The organism is Zoogloea sp. (genome assembly GCF_041914405.1).
GTDB lineage: Bacteria > Pseudomonadota > Gammaproteobacteria > Burkholderiales > Rhodocyclaceae > Zoogloea.
On the sequence record NZ_JAYSDK010000022.1, the window covers coordinates 36,738 to 54,409 of the forward strand.

Sequence of the window (17,672 nt, forward strand, 5' to 3'; positions counted from 1 at the left end):
AAAGGCTTGGGAAGTGTGGCATTTAGACTGTTCAGGGGCGTGACGGGCTAACGGCCTTTTTCTCTAACCAAGTGAGCAAGGTCGAATACATGATCGAAGGCTCAACCGGTTTGGTGATGAAGTCGTTCATCCCTGCATCGAGGCATTTTTTCCGATCCTGGCTGAACGCATTGGCGGTCATCGCCAGAATGGGTACATCTTTGTACTTTGCGTTGGCACGGATGGCACGGGTTGCCGCCATGCCGTCCATGACAGGCATCTGCATGTCCATCAGGATGGCTGCGTAGTCGTTCCTGTCCGTCATCATCAAGGCCTCCACCCCCGTTCCGGCGATATCCACCTCGAAGCCGACCTCCTCCAGAAGGACTCGCGCTACTTCCTGATTTACCGGCTCGTCCTCGGTGAGCAGCACCTTGTAGCCGCCATACTCGCGACGCAATGTTGCTTCGGCGTTTCCGTCCGGTGTCAATGGAGCCGCATCAGCGGTGGCTGATACCTTCCGCAACCAGGCTGTCAGCCAGAAGGTACTGCCTTCCGCGGGTGTACTGATGACGCCGACAGCGCCTCCCATCATCTGGGCGATTCGTTTGGTAATGGCCAGGCCGAGTCCCGTGCCACCGTATTTCCGGGTGGTTGAACTATCCGCCTGCTCAAAGGCGTTGAAGACCCGGGCGCATTGTTCGCTCGTCATGCCAATTCCGGTGTCGCTCACCTCGAAGCGCAGAAGATAGGCGTGGTCGTTTTCCTCCATCACACGCCCCGTGAGTTCGATGCGGCCTTGCTCGGTGAATTTCACCGCATTGCTGAGGTAGTTCACCAGGATCTGGGTGAGTCGAGTCGGATCGCCGCACAGCTCGTGAGGCAGGGCGGAGTCCTCCACGGATATTTCCAGCCCCTTCATCTCGGCGCGACTCTCTACGACTTCGACTGCTGCACGGAGTGCGCGGGCCAAGGTGAAGGGCTTTTCTTCGAGCTCCATCTTCCCGGCTTCGATCTTGGAGAGGTCGAGGATGTCGTTGATGACCGTGAGCAGGTGGCGGCCTGACGCCTCCATCTTGTCGAGGTAGGCGGCTTGTTGATCCGCCACCCCAGCTCGTCTGAGCAGGTTGCCCATGCCCATGATTCCGTTCAGCGGCGTACGGATCTCGTGGCTCATGTTGGCCAGGAAGGTGCTCTTGGCCCGGTTTGCCGCCTCGGCTTCTTCCTTTGCCTCGCGTAATTTCAGCTCCAGCTCCTTCCGAACCGTGAGGTCAGTATGCGTGCCCACTGCGCGTAATGGCTTTCCATGCGGGTCGTGCGATACCACCTTGCCTCGGCTGAGCACCCATTTGTAGTGGCCATCCTTGCAGAGCATCCGAAATTCCAGCTCGTAACTTCCGGCAGTTTCCAGCAAGAGCTGCGTGCGCGAGAGCACCGATTCCCTCTCATCCGGGTGTAGTAAGGCAATCCAGTGATCGTAGGTGTTGTCCGGCAGTTCGCCCGGTGCGTAACCCAGCATCCGGCTGTAAGCCTGATTTACGTAGGCGACATTCCGCTGGATATCCCAGTCCCACAAGCCGTCGTTGGTTGCATCCAGGGCATATTCGAGGCGTTCACGGTCGAGTGCTTGTTGGGCCAGGGCCTGCGATAACGCTTTGGTACGCTCTTCGACCAAGCTTTCAAGCCGCGCGTTGTGATGCTCAAGTTCCAGTTCCGCCTTCTTGCGCTCTGTGATGTCGATGGCAACGCCGTCCCAGGTAATCGCTCCGTCTGCGCGTTTGTGCGGCCTGGACTGCACGTGCAGCCAAATAGGGCGGCCATCTGCACGGGTGAAGAGCAATGTTCCCGAATAAACGCTGAGATCCCGAGCGCTGATCGCTTCGCCTTCCAGATAGTGATTCCGGGATTCCGGCGCAAGCATCGAAAACAAGCGCTGGGCGTCGTTAATGACCTCTGCTGGCTTCAGCCCGTGTGTCTTCTCTATGCCGGCGCTGATGTAATCGAAGTGCGGTTTGCTATCGACCAGTTCGTATCGATAGACAAAACCATCCGGCACGTTGTCGCCGATCGAGCGCAGGCGTTCATCGCTTTCGCGCAGGCTGGCCTCGCTACTGCGGTATTCCCACTCGATCCGTTGCGAGTTGATGCTGATCAGGGTCAGCGTCACCAGTTGTACGGTGAGAATCTGCACCATTGCGTAAAAGGTTCCGAACCCGCTCAGGGCCTCGAATGCGGTTTCGATCTCGGGGCTGGCGAGCTGCAGGGCAATCCGGACCACAGAGAGCAGTCCATAAACCGACAACCAGAGTGCCAACAGGACATCATTGGAGCCGAAATCGGCTGGACGGCGGCGCAGGGTGACGAGCACCGTTGCGAAGCTCAATGCGCTTGCATAGAGGCAATAGATGACGATGCGTGCGTTGAGGTCTGTGGGCGCAAGGCTGTAGTAGCCAAAGACTGCAAGAAAGGAGAGGGCGACCAGCGATTCGAGCCAGTAATTGATCCGGTAGCCTCGAAAGACCACCATGCCGTGCAGGATCAATCCCAAGCCGCCAACCAGAAACGCATTACGAACCACGCGAACCAGCCAGCTGACGGGCAAGGCGCCGGGAATCAGCATCGCGGCCCCCAGGGCCATACAGAGAATGCCTGCAACCCAGCAGCCGAATCCGGGGTAAGTCTTGTGCGTCAGCAGAACGACGAACATCACTACGGCCGCCGCTGTTGAGAGTAGTGCGTTCGTGCTCAGCAGTATCGACGAATCCATAGGTGGCGGCTCGCAGGCGTCAATCCGTAGGACGGCAACCGTCCCTCTTGGGTCAAGCTACTGAGCCGGCGAGGAAATGTCTACGCCGTATGACTCAACTGCGTTTTAGCGTGATCGTCCTGTTGGGGCCCGGTTTGGCCTGGTGATGGCGGGTTACGGAGAGCGGAGACGGGGGCGTAGAGGGCGACTTCCGGGGGAGGGGGGCGGGCAATTTGCCCGACGTGAACGACAAAATTGCCCGACCTCTGTCCGTGCGCTCTCGGCGCTGGAGGCGGCGCCTAGAATCCGGCGAACGACAAAAACAATCCCCAACCTCAACCGCCGTTCCGGAGACTAACGATGAAATGCTTCCCTCGCCGCCAGCTTCTGCTGGGGTTTGCCGCCCTCCTGCTTACCTGCCATCTGCCGGCCCACGCCGACGAACAGATGGACGCCATCCACAAGCGCGGTCGACTGAAGGTCGCCGTATACAACAATTTCCCGCCCTATTCCGATGCGGGCAAGGGGATTGACGTGGAACTCGGCCAGGCGCTGGCGGCCAAGCTGGGGCTGCAGGCCGAGATCATCGGTTTCAAGGCCGGCGAGGATATGGGCGACGACCTCCGCAACATGGTCTGGAAAGGCCACTATCTGCGGGGTGAGCCGGCCGACGTGATGTTGCGCGTGCCGGTGGACCCGGAGTTCGCCAAGGACAACGAGCAGGCTCGCATCTTTGGCCCCTACCAGCAGGAGGTGATGGGCATGGCGCGGGTGGCCAGCCGTATCCCGACCCCCAGCGGCTCAGCGGCGGTGGCGCTGGAGGTGTTTACCCGCGAAAAGATCGGCGTCGAGGGCGATACGCTGGCTGATTCCTTCCTGGGCGGCGTGCTGCAGGGGAGGCTGCGTTCCAACATCACCCATTTCCGCTCCATCGGCGAGGCCGTCAAGGCGCTGCAGGAAGACAGCGTGGCGGCAGTGATGGCGCCGTTGGCCGAGCTGGAGGGGGCCCTGGTTGGCGAGACTCGCTTTGCCCTCGAAGAGGCCAAATTGGGTGAGCTGAGCCCCAAGCGCTGGGCGATCGGCATGGCGGTGAAGGCCGACTCCGACGAGCTTGCCACGGCCCTCGGCGGTGCTCTGGCCGAATTGCAGAAGGACGGCACCGTGGCGGCGATCTTCAAGCGCCACGGCGTGACCCCGCGCACCAACTGAGCACCCCCTCGAGACCCGGACCGACAAATGCCTACCTCTATCCGCCTGCTCCCCGCCCTCTTTGCCCTGGCGTTCGCGCCGGCCTTCGCCGCCGATATCGAGTGGCCCACCTACGGCCTCGACCTCAGCAACCAGCGCTACGCCACGCCGAGCCAGATCAACACCGGCAACGTGGGCAGGCTCACTCGGGCCTGGGCCTACCACAGCGGTGTGAAGGCCACCTTCCAGTCAACGCCGATCATGGTGGATCGCACCGTCTATCTGTCGCTGCCCTTCAACGGGGTTGTGGCACTGGATGCGACGAGCGGCAAGCCGTTGTGGCGCTACGAACACCCGCGCAAGAAGGATTACCCGCTGTGCTGCGGGCCGGCCAACCGGGGCGTGGCGGTGGCGGATGGCAAGGTCTTCATCGGCACCGTGGATGCGCGGCTGGTGGCGCTGGATGCCAAGTCGGGCAAGGTATTGTGGGATGTGGAGGTGGCCGAGGCCGACAGCGCCCGGCAAGAGTCCGTCACCACCCTCACGGAGTCGGATCCGCTGCGCAAAGCCAACATCGCCGGGCAGTCGGGCGTGGGCATTGCCATGGCGCCCGTGGTTCACAAGGGCAAGGTGCTGATCGGGGTGACGGGCGTGGGTTACGGCCTGCACTTGGATTCCGACCGGGACGGTGCGCCGCTGGGGGCAGTGGTTGGGTTTGCCGGCAACTACGGCCGACCGGGCTTTCTGGCGGCCTTCGATGCGAACACCGGCAAGCGGGTGTGGCAGTTCGACACGATTGCCCCGAGCAACTGGGAAGGTGAGTTCCGCCGTACCACGCCCGACGGCGTGCCGCTCCACCGGGATATCGACAAGGAACGCGCCGACCTGCCCAAATACCCCGACGCGGCACGCTATGGTGGCGGCTCGGCGTGGTCCACGCCGGCCATCGACACCGAGCACGGCTTGCTCTACTTCGGCACCGGCAATCCGTCGCCACAGATGGACGGTACCTCGCGGCCCGGCGACAACCTGTACACCGTGTCGCTGGTGTGCCTCGACGTGGAGACGGGCAAGATCCGCTGGCATTACCAGCAGGTGCCCCACGACCAGTGGGGCTACGATGTGGCGAGCCCGGCGGTGCTGTTCGATTACCCCCACAACGGAAAGCTCGTGCCGGCGGTGGGCCAGGCCGCCAAGATCGGCTGGTACTACATCCACAACCGCCTCACGGGCGAGTTGCTGAAAAAGTCGGACGAGTTCGTCGTCCACCAGAACACCTTCACCAACCCCACGCCGGAAGGCCAGGTAATACTGCCCGGCGTGCTGGGCGGCATCAACTGGTCGCCTACCTCGGTGGATGCCAAGCACCTGGTGGCCTACGTGCCGGCAATCCACTGGCCGGTGAAGTACACCAAGCGTGTGATCCCCGCCACCGAGGCCAAACCCGCGGTGGAATACACGACGTTGGAGCCGCTGATGGACGCGCCCCGCTGGGGCGTGCTGTCGGCCATCGACCTCGCCACTGGCAAGATGAGGTGGCAGCACAAGACGGCCCAGCCCTTGGTGGGCGGGGTGCTGGCTACAGCGGGCAAGCTCGTCTTCATGGGGGAGGGCAATGGCCGCTTCAATGCCTATGACGCCGCCAACGGGCAGACGCTGTGGAGCGACCAGCTCGACGCAGGCGTCAATGCACCGCCCGTCACCTGGCAGATCGACGGCGTGCAGTACGTGGGCGTGGCGGCGGGCGGCAACCAGATTTTCGGCTACAAGGCCGGCGACACCTTCCAGGTCTACACCCTCAAGAAGTGAGGTCTGGCCCCGGGCCTCAGCCGATCAGCTTGAGCTTCATGGCCAGCCGGGCGAGCTCGAGGTCCGTGCGCACCCCCAGCTTGGTCTTGATCTGGTAGTGCACGTTCTGCACCGTCTTCGGGCTGATGTTGAGGATGTTGCCGATCTCTTCGACGCCCAGCCCGTCGAGGAGAAGGCGCAGGATCTCGAACTCCCGGGGGGACAGTTCCTCGGCCGGATTACTGGTGCCTTCCAGCAGGGTCAGCGCCATCTCCGGGGCGATGTCGGGGCTCAACACCTTTTCGCGGCGGGCCACCTTATACACAGCCTGGATCAGAACGTCCGGGCTGCTGCTCTTGGTGACGTAGCCCAGCGCCCCGGCGCGGACAGCCTGGGCCGCGAAGAGCGGATCCCGGTGCATGCTGAATACCAGGATGCAGGCTTCCGGCTGGCGCTGGAGAATGCGCCGGGTGAGCTCGATGCCGCCCATGCCGGGCAGGGACAGGTCGAGGATGGTGAGGTCGGGCTGGCCTTCACGGAGGATCTTCAGCGCTTCCTCGGCGGAGCCGGCCTCGGCTTCCACGCGCAGGTCGGCGCGGCGCTCCAGAAGGCGGCGGTAGCCTTCGCGGACCACCGCGTGGTCATCGACGAGCAGGATTCGTATCACAGGCGCTCCTTGGTGGTGGTCTCTTCGGCGTTTGAGAGGGGAAGATTCACGCTCACCAGCGTACCCCGCTCCGGTGCCGGTGCGATGTGCAGGGTTCCGCCTAGCGCGAGCACCCGCTCCTCCATCCCCAATCGCCCGAAGCCCCCGGGCTTGCTGGCCTGGCCGGCGTCCTCTCCGCTGCGGACACCCTGACCGTCGTCGCGGATCTCGAGGGTGAGCCCGGTCGGCCCCCGCCGCAGGCTCACGTCCACCCTACCAGGCAGGCCGTGACGAACGGCGTTGGTGAGGCTTTCCTGGATGATCCGGTAGAGGCTCACGTTGATGTTGTCCGGCAGATCGTCGAGTCCGTCGTCAGCGGCGAGGGTGAAGCGTGTCCCGCGGCTGCGCTGCTTCCAGCCGGCGATGAGCTGCTGGAGGCTGGGCACCAGCCCGAACTCTTCGAGCCCGATGGGGCGCAGGCGGTGGAGGATTTGCTGCAGGGTTTCCATCATGTGGGCGACGGTCTTGACGATGGAGTCCACACATGGGCGCAGGGCCGGCACGCTCTCGTCGGCCAGCTCCCGTGCGAAGGCCGCCTCGGCATTGAGGGACGCCAGGTACTGGCCGAACTCGTCGTGTAGCTCCCGGGCCAGGTGCTGGCGCTCCTCCTCGCGCGCCGACAGCAGCCGGCGGGCGAGGCGCTGCTGGCTGTGGATGGTGCGGGCGAGGCGGTCGGCCAGATGGTTGAAGCCCTCGGCGATGCGGTTGAGTTCAATGAGCGCGAAGCTGGGCATGCGAGCCTCGAGGTCGCCCCGTTCCATCCGGCTGAGGGTGCTGAGGATCGCCTCCGACGGTGCCAGTGCATTGCGTACCGGCCGATAAATGAAGTAGCTGAAGAACAGGATCATCGTGCTCACTGCCACCAGGTTGCCCAGCTTCAGGGCCAGCTCCAGCACCTCCCGACCATAGTTGGGCGTGACCACCAGCTGTCCGCCGGTGATGCCCGGGTACTGCCCGATACTGCCGCGAAACTCCGCATCGCCGCCCACGACCCAGCGCATGAAGGTCTCCACCGGCGCGGGCAGGTCGATAGCCTCCGCAAAACACTGGTGGTGTGAGGTGGAGGCGTGGAAGTCGCTCATCTCGATGCAGAAATCGATCACCTGTCCCATCGCCTTCAGGGCGGTGAGGTCGAGGTTGAGCTCGGCGAGGGTGGCGTCGTAGGCAGAGTAATTGCGATTGATCTCTTCGGTAATCAGCTGGCGGATCGCCACGCCCGTACGCTGGATGTCATCGCGCACCCGGTAGCGCGCCTCCAGCAGTGTTACCACCGCACCCAGCAGTAGCACGATCAGCGCAAACAGGCTGACACGGACAAAGAGGTGGCGCTTGAGGTCGAGGGGGCGCAGGCGAGGGGCGGGGAGCATGGCGGGGCGGTCAAATTCGATTGCCCCACAGGATGCCGCAAAACCGTCGTGGAAATTGCCCGACGAGCGATGGGGCAGGTGACCCAGGGATGGGCTTGTACTTGCCGTGCGATAGGGACACAGAGAAACCATCGGACCAGCGATGGACCAGATAGCAGGACTCATCCCAGCGATGAGCCGGTTAGGGGCAGGGCTGATGTGTTATCTGTGCCGTATGCCCGTTGCCTGGGGGCGGATAGCCCTCGCCCTTTGATCGACCGGATCAAAAGAAAACGCCCCGTAGCTACGGGGCGTTGTGTCGGGTGGAGCGTTTTGCGCTCAGACAAAGGAGTCAGACATCAGCACTTTGAACCACGTGTTCATCTTTCACCTAGGCGTCCGGGCGCATTGTTTCCGGGCGGCGCGCTCGCCCGGGCCTAGCGTGACGACAACTCGGAGGCCTTGCGCCCCTTCTCGGGCCTGGAGGGATACCTGCCCGCCCATTACGCGGACGGCCTCGCGTACTATCGCTAGACCCAGCCCCGAGCCTGGCCCGGCGTCGCGCCCCCTATAGAAGCGCTCGAATGCGTGCTCCCTTTCCTCGTCCGACATGCCCGGGCCGTCGTCCTGCACCTCAATGCAGATCCGTTCATTCGGGCCCCGCAGCGCCACCTCCACGTGGGAGCCGGTTGGGCAGTGGTTCAGGGCGTTGCGCAGCAGATTGTCCAGAATGGAGCGCAGGGCCGGCACGAACACCCTGGCCGGGAGCTGCTCTGGTGACGACAGGGACACCTCGATGCCGCGTGCGTCTGCCAACGGCGTCAGGTCGGCCAGATGCAGTCGACACAGCGCAACGAGGTCCACCGTCTCCAGCGCCTCGGGGAGCTGATGAGCGTCGAGCCGGGCCAGCGTCAGCAATTGTTCGATTAGATGGGAGGTGCGCTGCACGCCGCGCTGAACCCCCTGGCGCGCAGCATCGGCGTCAGCGGCGTTCGTCGCCGCCGCAAGGACATGGGCCTGCGCAGCAATCACACACAGGGGCGTGCGCAGTTCGTGCGCCGTGTTGTGCATCAGCATGCGTTCCTGCTCCACATGCTTGCGCGCCTGGGCAAGCAGCGTATTGACGGCGAGCACGATCGGCTGCAGTTCTGCATAGCGCAAGTCGAGCTGAAGGGGTGTGAGCGTGGCGGCATCCCGGCGGGCTAGCGCCTCCATCAACTGGCGCAAGGGCGCCAGCCCAGTCCGAACGGCCCACCACAGCGGCAGCAGCAGCAAGGGGATGGCCACCAGAATCGAAGGCAGCAGGCCCTGCCCCAGCCAGCGCAGTAGCAGATCGTCCTGAACCACCGGTTCAAGCAGCGTCACGCGCCAGCGAGGAGTCTCATGCTGCCAGGGCCAGAACGCGCGCCCCTTCACGCGGACGACATCCTGGCTCACTTGCTGCGGCGACAGCGGCGCTTGCCCACGCAGGGCAGAGGAGGCGTAGACCAGCCGCCCATCGGCTGCCTGGAGCTGGAAGGCCAGGTCTTCGATGTCCGGCAGGCCCGCCGCACGGCGCGATCGATTGAACTGCAGCTCCGTGGCCCTGACGATGGCCGGTGCGAGGGTCTCGTCCGCGTCGGCCAGCGCTTCGGCCAGACCTTCGGCGGCGGAGCGCTGCGCCACGCGGCCAGAGATGCTGGATTTAAAGTCCAGATAATCCATCGCGACCAGAACCGCCGTGACCAGCCCGATGGCCGCGAGTAGCACCCTCAGCAGGCGTCCTTGCAGGGAAGCAGTCTTTAGCATGTGCGGAGTTGGTAGCCCACACCACGTACCGTACGGATGCGCTCGGCACCGATCTTGCGGCGGAGATTGGAGACGTGTACCTCGATCGTGGCGGCATCCACTGGGTCCCCCAGGGGCTCCAGCAGCTGTCCCAGCACCTGCTTCGGCACCACCGTGCCCGCCTCCTTCGCCAGGGCCATGAGTAACTGGAACTCCCGCGCCGACAAGGGCACCGCTTCGCCATCCAGCCAGGCCTGGTGCGAGTGCGGGGAGACCGTCAGTCCGTTCAGGTGCCACATCTCTCCTGCCTGTCGCCGATGGCGGCGGTGCACCGCCCGAACCCGCGACAGCAATTCCGGAATCTCGAAGGGTTTGACGAGATAGTCGTCCGCGCCTTGGTCCAGGCCCTCAAGCCGGTCGGTGAGGGCCGAGCGCGCAGTGATGACGATGACGGGCGTGGCAATGCGCCTGGCACGCCATTGGCGTAACAGGTCCAGCCCGTCCTGATCGGCGAGGGCGCGGTCCAGTAGCACCATGTCCACCTCGGGCCCTAGCGCGTTCCGGGCGTCCGCCACGCGGCGCACCCACTGAACGCTCATGCCCTCGGCTTTCAGGGCGGCGAGCAAGGCGGGGCCCAGATCGAGGTCGTCTTCCACTAACAGAATATGCATGTCGCAAATTCTACTGGTTCAAGCTTTGGGAAAGCCAAAGCCTTGCCCAGGCCCCTGCGAACCCGCCGTGGCGTAGCCGCTTGCGCCACCACAGAGCCCGCGCAGCGGGCAGGACAACACTCTCCCAGGGGGGCCCGCACTTTGGCTTCCCTTCAGGTGTGGGGCCGCACACTACGCTCCATCACCACTCCGGAGCCAATCGATGTCTAGTCACTACCCTCCCTCCCGCATGTGCCGTCGAAGCGTACTCAAACTGCTTCTGTCCTCCGGTCTTGGCTACGGCTTGGCCGGGTGCGGTGGCAGCTCAGGCGACAGCGCCCAAGCCACGACCACGGCAGTGCTCAAGGCCCAGGCAGATGCCGCCGTTGCGTCAGGCCTGGTAGGGCTGACGCTGGGGGAGGTGAGCCATGTACCCGGTTGCACCGTTGTGATATCCGGCAAGCGCCGCATAGGCGGGAGTAAGGCGGTCACACCCGACGACCGCTTTGCCATCGGCTCGAACACCAAGGCCATGACCTGTGCCGCCATCGTCGGCCTGGCGCAGCGCCGCGGGCCTTTGCTATCGCTGACGCTGCCGCAGGTCTTTGCTGAATGGGCCGGCGAAATCCACCCAGCCTTCACCCAGGTGACGCTGATCGATCTGCTGCACCACCGGGGAGGCTTGCCACCCTACAACGGCAGCGGCCCGGAGGAGGATGCCTTCATTGCCGCGGTGGATGCCGACACTAGCGGGCAGCCCACCACCATGATGGGGCGGCGTGCCTACTTTGCGCGCTGGCTGCTGGCCCAGCCTCCCGCCACGGGTGTAACCCCGGGGCGGGACTACCTCTATTCGAACGCGGGCTACGTGCTGGCAGCGGCCATGATCGAGGCGCAGACGAGCAGGGCCTTTGAAGACGTCTTCGACGAAACACTCGTGAAACCTCTGGGCCTGGAAGGCGCGTGGCGTTCTCCCGTGCCCGGCGAGCAAGACGTCCTATGGGGGCATGAAGGCACAGTCAGCGCGCTGGCTGTGGTCGAAGCCACGGCCGAATCGCTGGCCACAAAGGACTGGCTGGACATCATGGCGCCGGCCGGGCACTGGGCGTGCACGGGCGCAGCCTACGGACACTGGCTCGAATGGCATGTGCGGGCTCTGCGCGGAGAGCTCACTCCATTGCCTCAGGTGTATGTGGATGATCTGCGCGCCGCGACGGGGGGGCGCTATGCATGGGGCTGGTTGGGCCTGGCCACGCCTAACCGGGTTCTGCTCATGCACACGGGCCACGAGCCCGGGTTCATGGCCGAAGCCGTCATGGACAACAAGGGAGGCTTTGCCTTGTTTGGGTTTAGCAACACGGCCCACTTTGCTGACGACGGATCCAGCTGGGTCCTTTCTCTCATCGACAAGGCCCTGGCAGAGGTCTTGAAGCAGCAATCCATCGCGCTCTGATCCGCCCAGGAGCCCTCACGCCGGCATCATCGGATCAATGATCGGACGCCGGCGGTGCCGTGCTCGGGGCCTCTTCCCGGCCGCGGCGCATGCCGGCAGTCAGGAGCCTGTCCCACCGCTGTTCAGCTCACGGAGCACGTAGCTGCGGATCAACCCGTCCTCGTCAAACTGCAGGACGAGTTCATGCTGGGTACGCGCGTTTTGGATCAGGCTGACTACGTCCAGGACGTCCCCGATAATCGGTAAGAGGCTGATCGCCCACGGAACACTGGGCGGCCTGTCACTGTACACCCAGACCTCCCGCGCACCATCCCGGAGGATCTCCTCAGGTTTTCCTAGCATGTCCTCCACCTGCTGCCGCGAAGTCGCTCCGGGGGTCAGCACCATTGGAGGCCGATTGCCCAAGGTGATGGTTCCTGCGGGCTGCAAGCCAGGCGCGGTGGTCTCGACGCGCCCGGATACCTCACGTACCGCTGCAACGATCGTCCCGGGCTGTTCTTTCTGGATGAAATGGCTGGAGCCCCAGACGATGTCCACCTGCCTCACGCCAGCCAACTGACGCCACTCCTGGCCCAGCGCCTGGCGTTTTCTCTCGTACTTTTCGTTGGCCTGAGCTTGAGGACGGCCGGAGATCAGCACCTTGCCCGGCTGGATAAGAGGGTGCGCCACGTCCAGAGTGTCCAGGCAGCCCGTCTGTTCATCGAACTCCCGCCGCTGGACATCGCTCCAGGCGACCAGCTTCAAGGTCTTGATCAGTATCGCAGCTTCGGGCTGCTCGCTTTGCACGGCCTCCCAGTTGCGCGGATGCGTGGGGTCTACCAGTACAAAGCCGGCCACCTCGGCGGAGTAGAGCTTGGCGAACACATATTGATAGAGGCCGCCAAGGGAATGGCCGACCAGCAGGTACGGGGGCATTAGCCCCGCCGTATGCAAACGCTCGTGCAACTCAGCGGCGATGCTGCAAGGGTCGCGTGGCGCATCGGTCGGGGCAGTAGCGCCCGTGCCGGGGCGGTCGTAGGCAAAGACGGTGAAGTCACGGGTCAGTTCCGGAACCACCTGCGTCCACGTCTCCTTGTTGTCGCCAAATCCCGCCTGCAGCACCACGACGGGCGAGCCATTGCCGCTGACAACATAGCCCCCATCGGCCCCCAGCGCTGGCGGCATGGACGCGTGGCCGAGCAGGATGCCAGCCGAAACGGAGATAAGCCCCCGTTTCATGACTGATGCGGCACGACAGCGACAACCTGCGGTTGGCCCATTGAATGACGGTGAATCATCTGAAAATTCCTCGTGTGGCTGCGAGCCAGTGTAGCGGCACCAAGCTTTGGCTTACCCAAAAAACGGCCAGCGCAGGCCGCTGCCGCCGGAATTGCTGACCACCGAGAGGGGGTTTCCCAAACTGCACCGCTATCGCAGCAGAACCCGTCGCACGGCGTGACGTGTGGCCGAGATTTCCATCGCAACGACCAGCCGCCCGACGTCTTCGAGGCTGAGATGGCGGTTCTTGCCCGAATCCTCCCGAAAGCGCGGAATCCTGCGGCATCGGGCGCCAGGCACTGCTTGACCACCTCGCGGGGATAGTGGCTAGAGCATGTCCAGCCTGTTCCTGATTGATGCGGCGTGCAGGCGGATGCCGGTCAGCGTGCTTTCATCGAAGCGGGCGAGCTGTTTGAAGACCATGCTGAGGCGGTGGTTGGCTCCAAGCTTGGTGCGGTTCCGGTCGAAAAAATCCCAGTACAGTGCGTTGAAGGGGCAGGCCTTGTCACCCACCCGAGCCTTCTTGTCGTAAGCGCAGCCCTTGCAGTAGTCGCTCATGCGGTCGATGTAGGCGGCGCTCGACGCATAGGGCTTGGTGGCGAGCAGTCCGCCGTCGGCAAACTGGCTCATGCCCAGGGTGTTGGGCAGCTCGACCCACTCGAAGGCGTCGATGTAGATGCCCAGATACCAGCGGTGCAGGGCGGCCGGATCGAGCCCGGCGAGCAGCGCAAAATTGCCGATCACCATAAGGCGCTGGATGTGGTGGGCGTAGGCGTGGTCCAGCGACTGGCCGATGGCGTGAGCGACGCAGCGCATGCGGGTTTGCCCGGTCCAGAACCACGCGGGCAGCGGCTGGTGGTGTTCAAAGACATTGTGTTCGGCGTAGCCCGGCATGCGTGCCCAATACACGCCACGCACGTATTCCCGCCAGCCGAGAATCTGCCGGATGAAGCCTTCGGCAGCCGCCAGCGGAGCCCGCCCTGCGGCATGGGCAGCCTCAACCTTGGCGACGACTTCGCGCGGGTTGAGCATTTTGGTGTTCAGGGCGAAGGACAGCAGCGAATGAAAAAGCCGCCACGCCCTGTAGGTGAGGGCGTCCTGGAAGTCGCCAAAATGGGGCAGGGCTGCGGTGATGAAGTCGTCGAGCTGCTGCAGCGCCTCTTCGCGGTTAAGCGGCCAGGCGAGATGGGCGGCGTCGGGCTCGCCGAAGCTTTTTACGCCGGCATCGACAATGCTTTGCCACAGGGCCGAGTGGTCGTGCCGGGTGCGCCAGTCGGCGGGCTCGCGGGGCAGGCCGGGCCAGGGCTTGCGGTTGTCGTGGTCGAAGTTCCACTGCCCGCCCATGGGCTTGCCGCCGGCCATCAGCACGTTGTGGCGGGTGCGCATGTGGCGGTAGAAGTGTTCCATCAGCCACTGCTTGCGGTTCTCGAACAGCTTCGCGGCGTCGTCGCGGCCGGTGTAGAAATGTTCGCTGTCCACCATGGTTGCCGGAATCGCGAGCTGCGCTGCGTAATCGGCGAGCTGGCGGTCGAGGCGGTATTCATCCGGAGCCTGGTATTCGATGCGGGTGGCGGCGTGTTGATTGATCAGCACGTCGAGGTTGGCGGGCAGGCTGTGCCGGTTGGCCGGCTCGTCGATGGCCAGGTAGTGCGTACGGTGGCCCGCTTCGGCAAGGCGCCGGGCGAAGTCGCGCATGGCGGCGAAGATGGCCAGGATCTTCTGGGCGTGGTGGAGGACGTAATCGGTTTCCTGGCGGACTTCCATCAGTACGTAGATTACGTCGGGGCGGGCTTCGTCGAACCAGCTGTGAAGCGGGTTGAGCTGGTCGCCGAGGATCAGGCGCAGGGTAGTCATGGTCGGCTCCACAGGGCGCGGTAGCGGCCGTCGTCGTCGTACTCGCGGGTTTGTTTGTCGGGGTTGAAGCGACGCCCACCGCGGGGGTCGGTGCCGTGGCCGGCGATGTAGAGCCAGTTTGCGTGGTTGCTGCACACGTCGTAGTCGATGAGTTGTGCCTCGAACCACGCCGCGCCGGCCCGCCAGTCGCAGGCGCTGTCGTGGATCAGGTAGCTGGCGACGATCTGCCGCATGCGGTTGGAGAGGTAGCCGGTGGCGGCGAGCTCGCGCATGCCGGCGTCGACCAGTGCTTCGCCGGTTTCCCCCTTGCGCCAGCGGGCAAAGGCGTCGGGGTCGTGAGCCGGCGCGTGATGGCCGTTCAGGCCGCTGGCGCGGTACAGGCGTCGGCCGTATTTGCGATGCAGCAGGCGAAAGTAGTCGCGCCACAAGAGTTCGAACCACAGCCAGTAGCTGCCTTCGTTGGCGCCGTGTTCGGCTTCGAAGGCCTTGAGCCGGGCCACGATCTGCTGGGCTGACAGGGCACCGGAAGCGAGCCAGGGTGAGAACTTGCTTGAATCGTCGATGCCGGCGAGGCGGTTGCGGGTGGCTTTGTAGGTGTGGGGCAGTTTGCGGTGCAGGTATTGGGCGAGGTGGCCTTCGGCGGCGGTTGCGCCGCCTGCAAACGGAAAGGCCGAGCGCGGGTCGGGCGTGGTCGGGGCGATGGGAGGGACGGGCGCCGGGCGTAACCCCGCCGGCAGCGGTGGAATGAGCTCCGGTTCAGGTTGCGGCGGGCACGGCGCGATGCCGGCTTTCTCGACGGCCTGGCGGAAGGTGGTGAATACGTCGGGCAGGCGGTCGGAGGTGAAGGGCAGGTTGTCCGGATCGAGCAGGGTGGATTGCCAGTGGCAGTCCACATCGAGGCCGGTGGTACGCAGGGCGGTGATTTCGGCGGCTTCTTCGGGGGCGGCGATGGCTTCGCAGACGATCTGACGGGCCCCTGTTTGCTGTGCCAGCTCGGCCAGGCTGCCCACCGGGTCGCCGTGCAGCTCGACGAGCGCACTGCCCCGCGCGTTGAGTTGGGTTGCCAGATCGGCGAGGCCCCCTGCGAGAAATTGCCGGCGATGGCGCCCGACGCGCGGGAAGCCCCATTGGGTGGTTTGCTCCGGCGCGTGGCAATACACAGGCACGAGCCGGCTGGCGGTTCGGCAGGCGTGGCGGAGCGCCGGGTTGTCGGCGAGGCGCAGATCATTGCGGAACCAGTAGATGACGGTGCTCATGCTTGGGCCTTGTGGCGGCGACAGCGTTCGGAGCAGTACTTCACGTCGTCCCATACCCGCGCCCATTTTTTGCGCCAGGCAAAAGGGAGGCCGCAACGCTGGCAGGGCTTGGTGGGCAGGTCTGATTTTTTGCGCATCGACATTCAGAAATCCAGATCCATTTGGTTGTTGCCGGCGGCTCGCTTGCCGCGGTTTGGGACGGTCGTGCGTTTGCGCGAGCCGTGTTTTTGCACGATGGCGGCTTTGGCGGCACGGATGTCCGGTTGGCTCTTCAGTGCAAAGAGACGGGCCTTGGCGGAGCGGGTCGCGGTTTCCAGATCGAGCGGTGGCTCGGCGATGTCGCCGGGCCGAAGGCCGTGGCGGGCCTGCAAGTCGGCGGGCATGCGCCAAGGTTCGAATAGCCAGCTGTCGGGTACGCGGCGCAGGGCCGGCAGCCAGCGGCGCACGAAGTGGCCGTGGGGGTCGTGGTCGCGGGCCTGCTTGATGGGGTTGTAGATGCGCGGCACGTTGATGCCTGTGGTGCCCGATTGCATCTGCATCTGGCTCCAGTGAATCCCCGGCTCGTAGTCGAGAAACTGCTGCGCAAGCCACAGCCCGACCGGCCGCCAGTGCAGCCACAGGGGGTAAGCGGCCACCGAGACGAGCATGGCGCGCATGCGAAAGTTGATCCAGCCGGTTTCGCGAAGCATGACCACGCAGGCATCGACCAGCGGCCAGCCGGTGCGCCCGGCCCTGAGGGCATCGAAATGGCGCGGGTTCCAGTCGTCCTCGCGCAGGCCGTCGTAGCCCCGGTGCAGGTTGCGGAATTCGAGTTCGGGCTCGCTTTCGAGCTTCTGGATGAAGTGGCAGTGCCAGTAAAGGCGGCTGATGAAGGCGCTGATACCGGCCTTGTGACGACTGGCCGAGGCGGGCAGGGTGGCGCCTTTGAGGCGCGCGGCGTGCACGATTTCGCGCAGGCTGAGGCAGCCGAAGGCCAGGTAGGGGGACAGGCGCGAGCAGGCGGAGGGCGCCGACAGGGGCGACGAGATGCCACCGCGGTATTGCTGGCTGCGCTCGCCCAGAAAATCGTGCAGCACGTCCAGCCCGTGGCTGCGCCCGCCGCTTTGGCGCCGGGGCGGATCGTGCGCGGCGAGGCCGAGGGCCGCCGCTGCGGGGGGCGGCGTATCGGGCCAGGGCAGGGGCGCAAAGCGCAGATGCTGCGGCGTGGGCAGGCAGGGCTGGGCCATCAGGGCTTCCCAGCGGGCTTGCCAAGCATCGCGGCTGGCGAGGCGCCGCACCACGCCGAACTGGGGGAATTCCTGCCAGCGCACGCCGTGGGATCGGCACCAGCGGCCCACGGCGAGATCGCGCTGAAACGTGAGGCCGTTGCCGGTTTCTTCGTGGGCAAACAGCGCGCCAAACGGCGCCGTGGCATGCAGACGATCCAGCACCTCGACCACATCGCCCGTGACCACGTGCAGCCGTCCGCCCAGCTGGCGCAGCGCCCGGTACAGTTCGCGCAGGCTCTCGAGGATGAATTCGTAATGCTGGCGTGCGGCGTCCGGCGCCTGCCACAGGGCGGGCTCCACCACGTACAGGCACAGCACCGGCCCGCGTGCTGCGGCAGCATGCAGCGCGGCGTGATCATGAAGGCGCAGATCGCGCTTGAACCAGACGACGCTGTAGTCCATGACGCGCACCCG

At 64.7% G+C, this 17,672-nt stretch carries 13 protein-coding genes; 3 read left to right on the plus strand and 10 right to left on the minus strand.

The window, feature by feature from the left end:
• Window positions 1-31: 31 nt before the first annotated feature.
• A complete protein-coding gene (locus ACE3RX_RS14055; RefSeq protein ID WP_374484820.1) occupies window positions 32-2,686 on the minus strand; it encodes a PAS domain-containing protein in 2,655 nt (884 codons plus the stop codon).
• 399 nt (window positions 2,687-3,085) lie between these two features.
• On the opposite strand from ACE3RX_RS14055, the gene ACE3RX_RS14060 reads away from it, so the two are divergent.
• Both ACE3RX_RS14060 and ACE3RX_RS14065 read left to right on the plus strand, forming a co-directional pair.
• Window positions 3,086-3,934: a substrate-binding periplasmic protein gene (locus ACE3RX_RS14060; protein ID WP_374484822.1), complete on the plus strand. Its 849-nt coding sequence runs from the start codon at window positions 3,086-3,088 to the stop codon at window positions 3,932-3,934.
• A gap of 27 nt (window positions 3,935-3,961) precedes the next feature.
• Window positions 3,962-5,722: a pyrroloquinoline quinone-dependent dehydrogenase gene (locus ACE3RX_RS14065; RefSeq protein WP_374484824.1), complete on the plus strand. Its 1,761-nt coding sequence runs from the start codon at window positions 3,962-3,964 to the stop codon at window positions 5,720-5,722.
• Between the two features lie 16 nt (window positions 5,723-5,738).
• Here the strand turns inward: ACE3RX_RS14065 and ACE3RX_RS14070 are convergent, their stop codons facing one another.
• From ACE3RX_RS14070 to ACE3RX_RS14085, 4 genes are all read right to left on the minus strand, one after another.
• Complete coding sequence (locus ACE3RX_RS14070) at window positions 5,739-6,368, minus strand: response regulator (RefSeq protein ID WP_374484826.1); 630 nt, start codon at window positions 6,366-6,368, stop codon at window positions 5,739-5,741.
• Complete coding sequence (locus tag ACE3RX_RS14075; protein WP_374484829.1) at window positions 6,365-7,774, minus strand: histidine kinase; 1,410 nt, start codon at window positions 7,772-7,774, stop codon at window positions 6,365-6,367. The genes ACE3RX_RS14070 and ACE3RX_RS14075 overlap by 4 nt, the downstream gene beginning before the upstream one ends.
• Before the next feature lie 366 nt (window positions 7,775-8,140).
• Window positions 8,141-9,541 (minus strand): sensor histidine kinase, encoded by a 1,401-nt coding sequence (locus ACE3RX_RS14080; protein ID WP_374484832.1) that lies wholly within the window; start codon window positions 9,539-9,541, stop codon window positions 8,141-8,143.
• On the minus strand, window positions 9,535-10,191 hold the full coding sequence (locus ACE3RX_RS14085) for a response regulator (RefSeq protein WP_374484836.1): 657 nt from the start codon (window positions 10,189-10,191) through the stop codon (window positions 9,535-9,537). Before ACE3RX_RS14085 ends, ACE3RX_RS14080 begins: the two co-directional genes overlap by 7 nt.
• A 337-nt stretch (window positions 10,192-10,528) precedes the next feature.
• On the opposite strand from ACE3RX_RS14085, the gene ACE3RX_RS14090 reads away from it, so the two are divergent.
• The gene (locus ACE3RX_RS14090; RefSeq protein ID WP_374484838.1) at window positions 10,529-11,623 is read left to right on the plus strand and encodes a serine hydrolase domain-containing protein; all 1,095 of its coding nucleotides are present in this window, start codon (window positions 10,529-10,531) and stop codon (window positions 11,621-11,623) included.
• Window positions 11,624-11,722: 99 nt separating this feature from the next.
• On the opposite strand, the gene ACE3RX_RS14095 is transcribed toward ACE3RX_RS14090, so the two are convergent.
• The 5 genes from ACE3RX_RS14095 to ACE3RX_RS14115 all read right to left on the minus strand — a co-directional run bounded on the left by ACE3RX_RS14095 (window position 11,723) and on the right by ACE3RX_RS14115 (window position 17,660).
• Window positions 11,723-12,841, minus strand: a complete 1,119-nt coding sequence (locus ACE3RX_RS14095) for an alpha/beta fold hydrolase (protein WP_374484840.1) — start codon at window positions 12,839-12,841, stop codon at window positions 11,723-11,725.
• A gap of 366 nt (window positions 12,842-13,207) precedes the next feature.
• On the minus strand, window positions 13,208-14,734 hold the full coding sequence (locus tag ACE3RX_RS14100; RefSeq protein ID WP_374484842.1) for a cryptochrome/photolyase family protein: 1,527 nt from the start codon (window positions 14,732-14,734) through the stop codon (window positions 13,208-13,210).
• Entirely contained in the window at window positions 14,731-15,990 is a 1,260-nt protein-coding gene (locus ACE3RX_RS14105; RefSeq protein WP_374484844.1) for a DASH family cryptochrome, read from the minus strand. The genes ACE3RX_RS14100 and ACE3RX_RS14105 overlap by 4 nt, the downstream gene beginning before the upstream one ends.
• Window positions 15,987-16,133, minus strand: coding sequence for a DUF2256 domain-containing protein (locus ACE3RX_RS14110; RefSeq protein ID WP_374484849.1), 147 nt, complete (start codon window positions 16,131-16,133; stop codon window positions 15,987-15,989). Before ACE3RX_RS14110 ends, ACE3RX_RS14105 begins: the two co-directional genes overlap by 4 nt.
• Window positions 16,134-17,660 carry a deoxyribodipyrimidine photo-lyase/cryptochrome family protein gene (locus ACE3RX_RS14115; RefSeq protein ID WP_374484854.1) on the minus strand — a complete coding sequence of 509 codons (1,527 nt, stop codon included), beginning with the start codon at window positions 17,658-17,660 and terminating at the stop codon, window positions 16,134-16,136.
• Window positions 17,661-17,672: the final 12 nt, after the last annotated feature.

Excerpts from the sequence above, each read along its gene's own strand:
- ACE3RX_RS14055 (WP_374484820.1), bottom strand. The coding sequence starts at position 2,686 with ATGTTCGTCGTTCTGCTGACGCACAAGACTTACCCCGGATTCGGCTGC.
- ACE3RX_RS14060 (WP_374484822.1), top strand. The coding sequence starts at position 3,086 with ATGAAATGCTTCCCTCGCCGCCAGCTTCTGCTGGGGTTTGCCGCCCTC.
- ACE3RX_RS14065 (WP_374484824.1), top strand. The coding sequence starts at position 3,962 with ATGCCTACCTCTATCCGCCTGCTCCCCGCCCTCTTTGCCCTGGCGTTC.
- ACE3RX_RS14075 (WP_374484829.1), bottom strand. The coding sequence starts at position 7,774 with ATGCTCCCCGCCCCTCGCCTGCGCCCCCTCGACCTCAAGCGCCACCTC.
- ACE3RX_RS14080 (WP_374484832.1), bottom strand. The coding sequence starts at position 9,541 with ATGCTAAAGACTGCTTCCCTGCAAGGACGCCTGCTGAGGGTGCTACTC.
- ACE3RX_RS14085 (WP_374484836.1), bottom strand. The coding sequence starts at position 10,191 with ATGCATATTCTGTTAGTGGAAGACGACCTCGATCTGGGCCCCGCCTTG.
- ACE3RX_RS14095 (WP_374484840.1), bottom strand. The coding sequence starts at position 12,841 with ATGAAACGGGGGCTTATCTCCGTTTCGGCTGGCATCCTGCTCGGCCAC.
- ACE3RX_RS14100 (WP_374484842.1), bottom strand. The coding sequence starts at position 14,734 with ATGACTACCCTGCGCCTGATCCTCGGCGACCAGCTCAACCCGCTTCAC.
- ACE3RX_RS14105 (WP_374484844.1), bottom strand. The coding sequence starts at position 15,990 with ATGAGCACCGTCATCTACTGGTTCCGCAATGATCTGCGCCTCGCCGAC.
- ACE3RX_RS14110 (WP_374484849.1), bottom strand. The coding sequence starts at position 16,133 with ATGTCGATGCGCAAAAAATCAGACCTGCCCACCAAGCCCTGCCAGCGT.
- ACE3RX_RS14115 (WP_374484854.1), bottom strand. The coding sequence starts at position 17,660 with ATGGACTACAGCGTCGTCTGGTTCAAGCGCGATCTGCGCCTTCATGAT.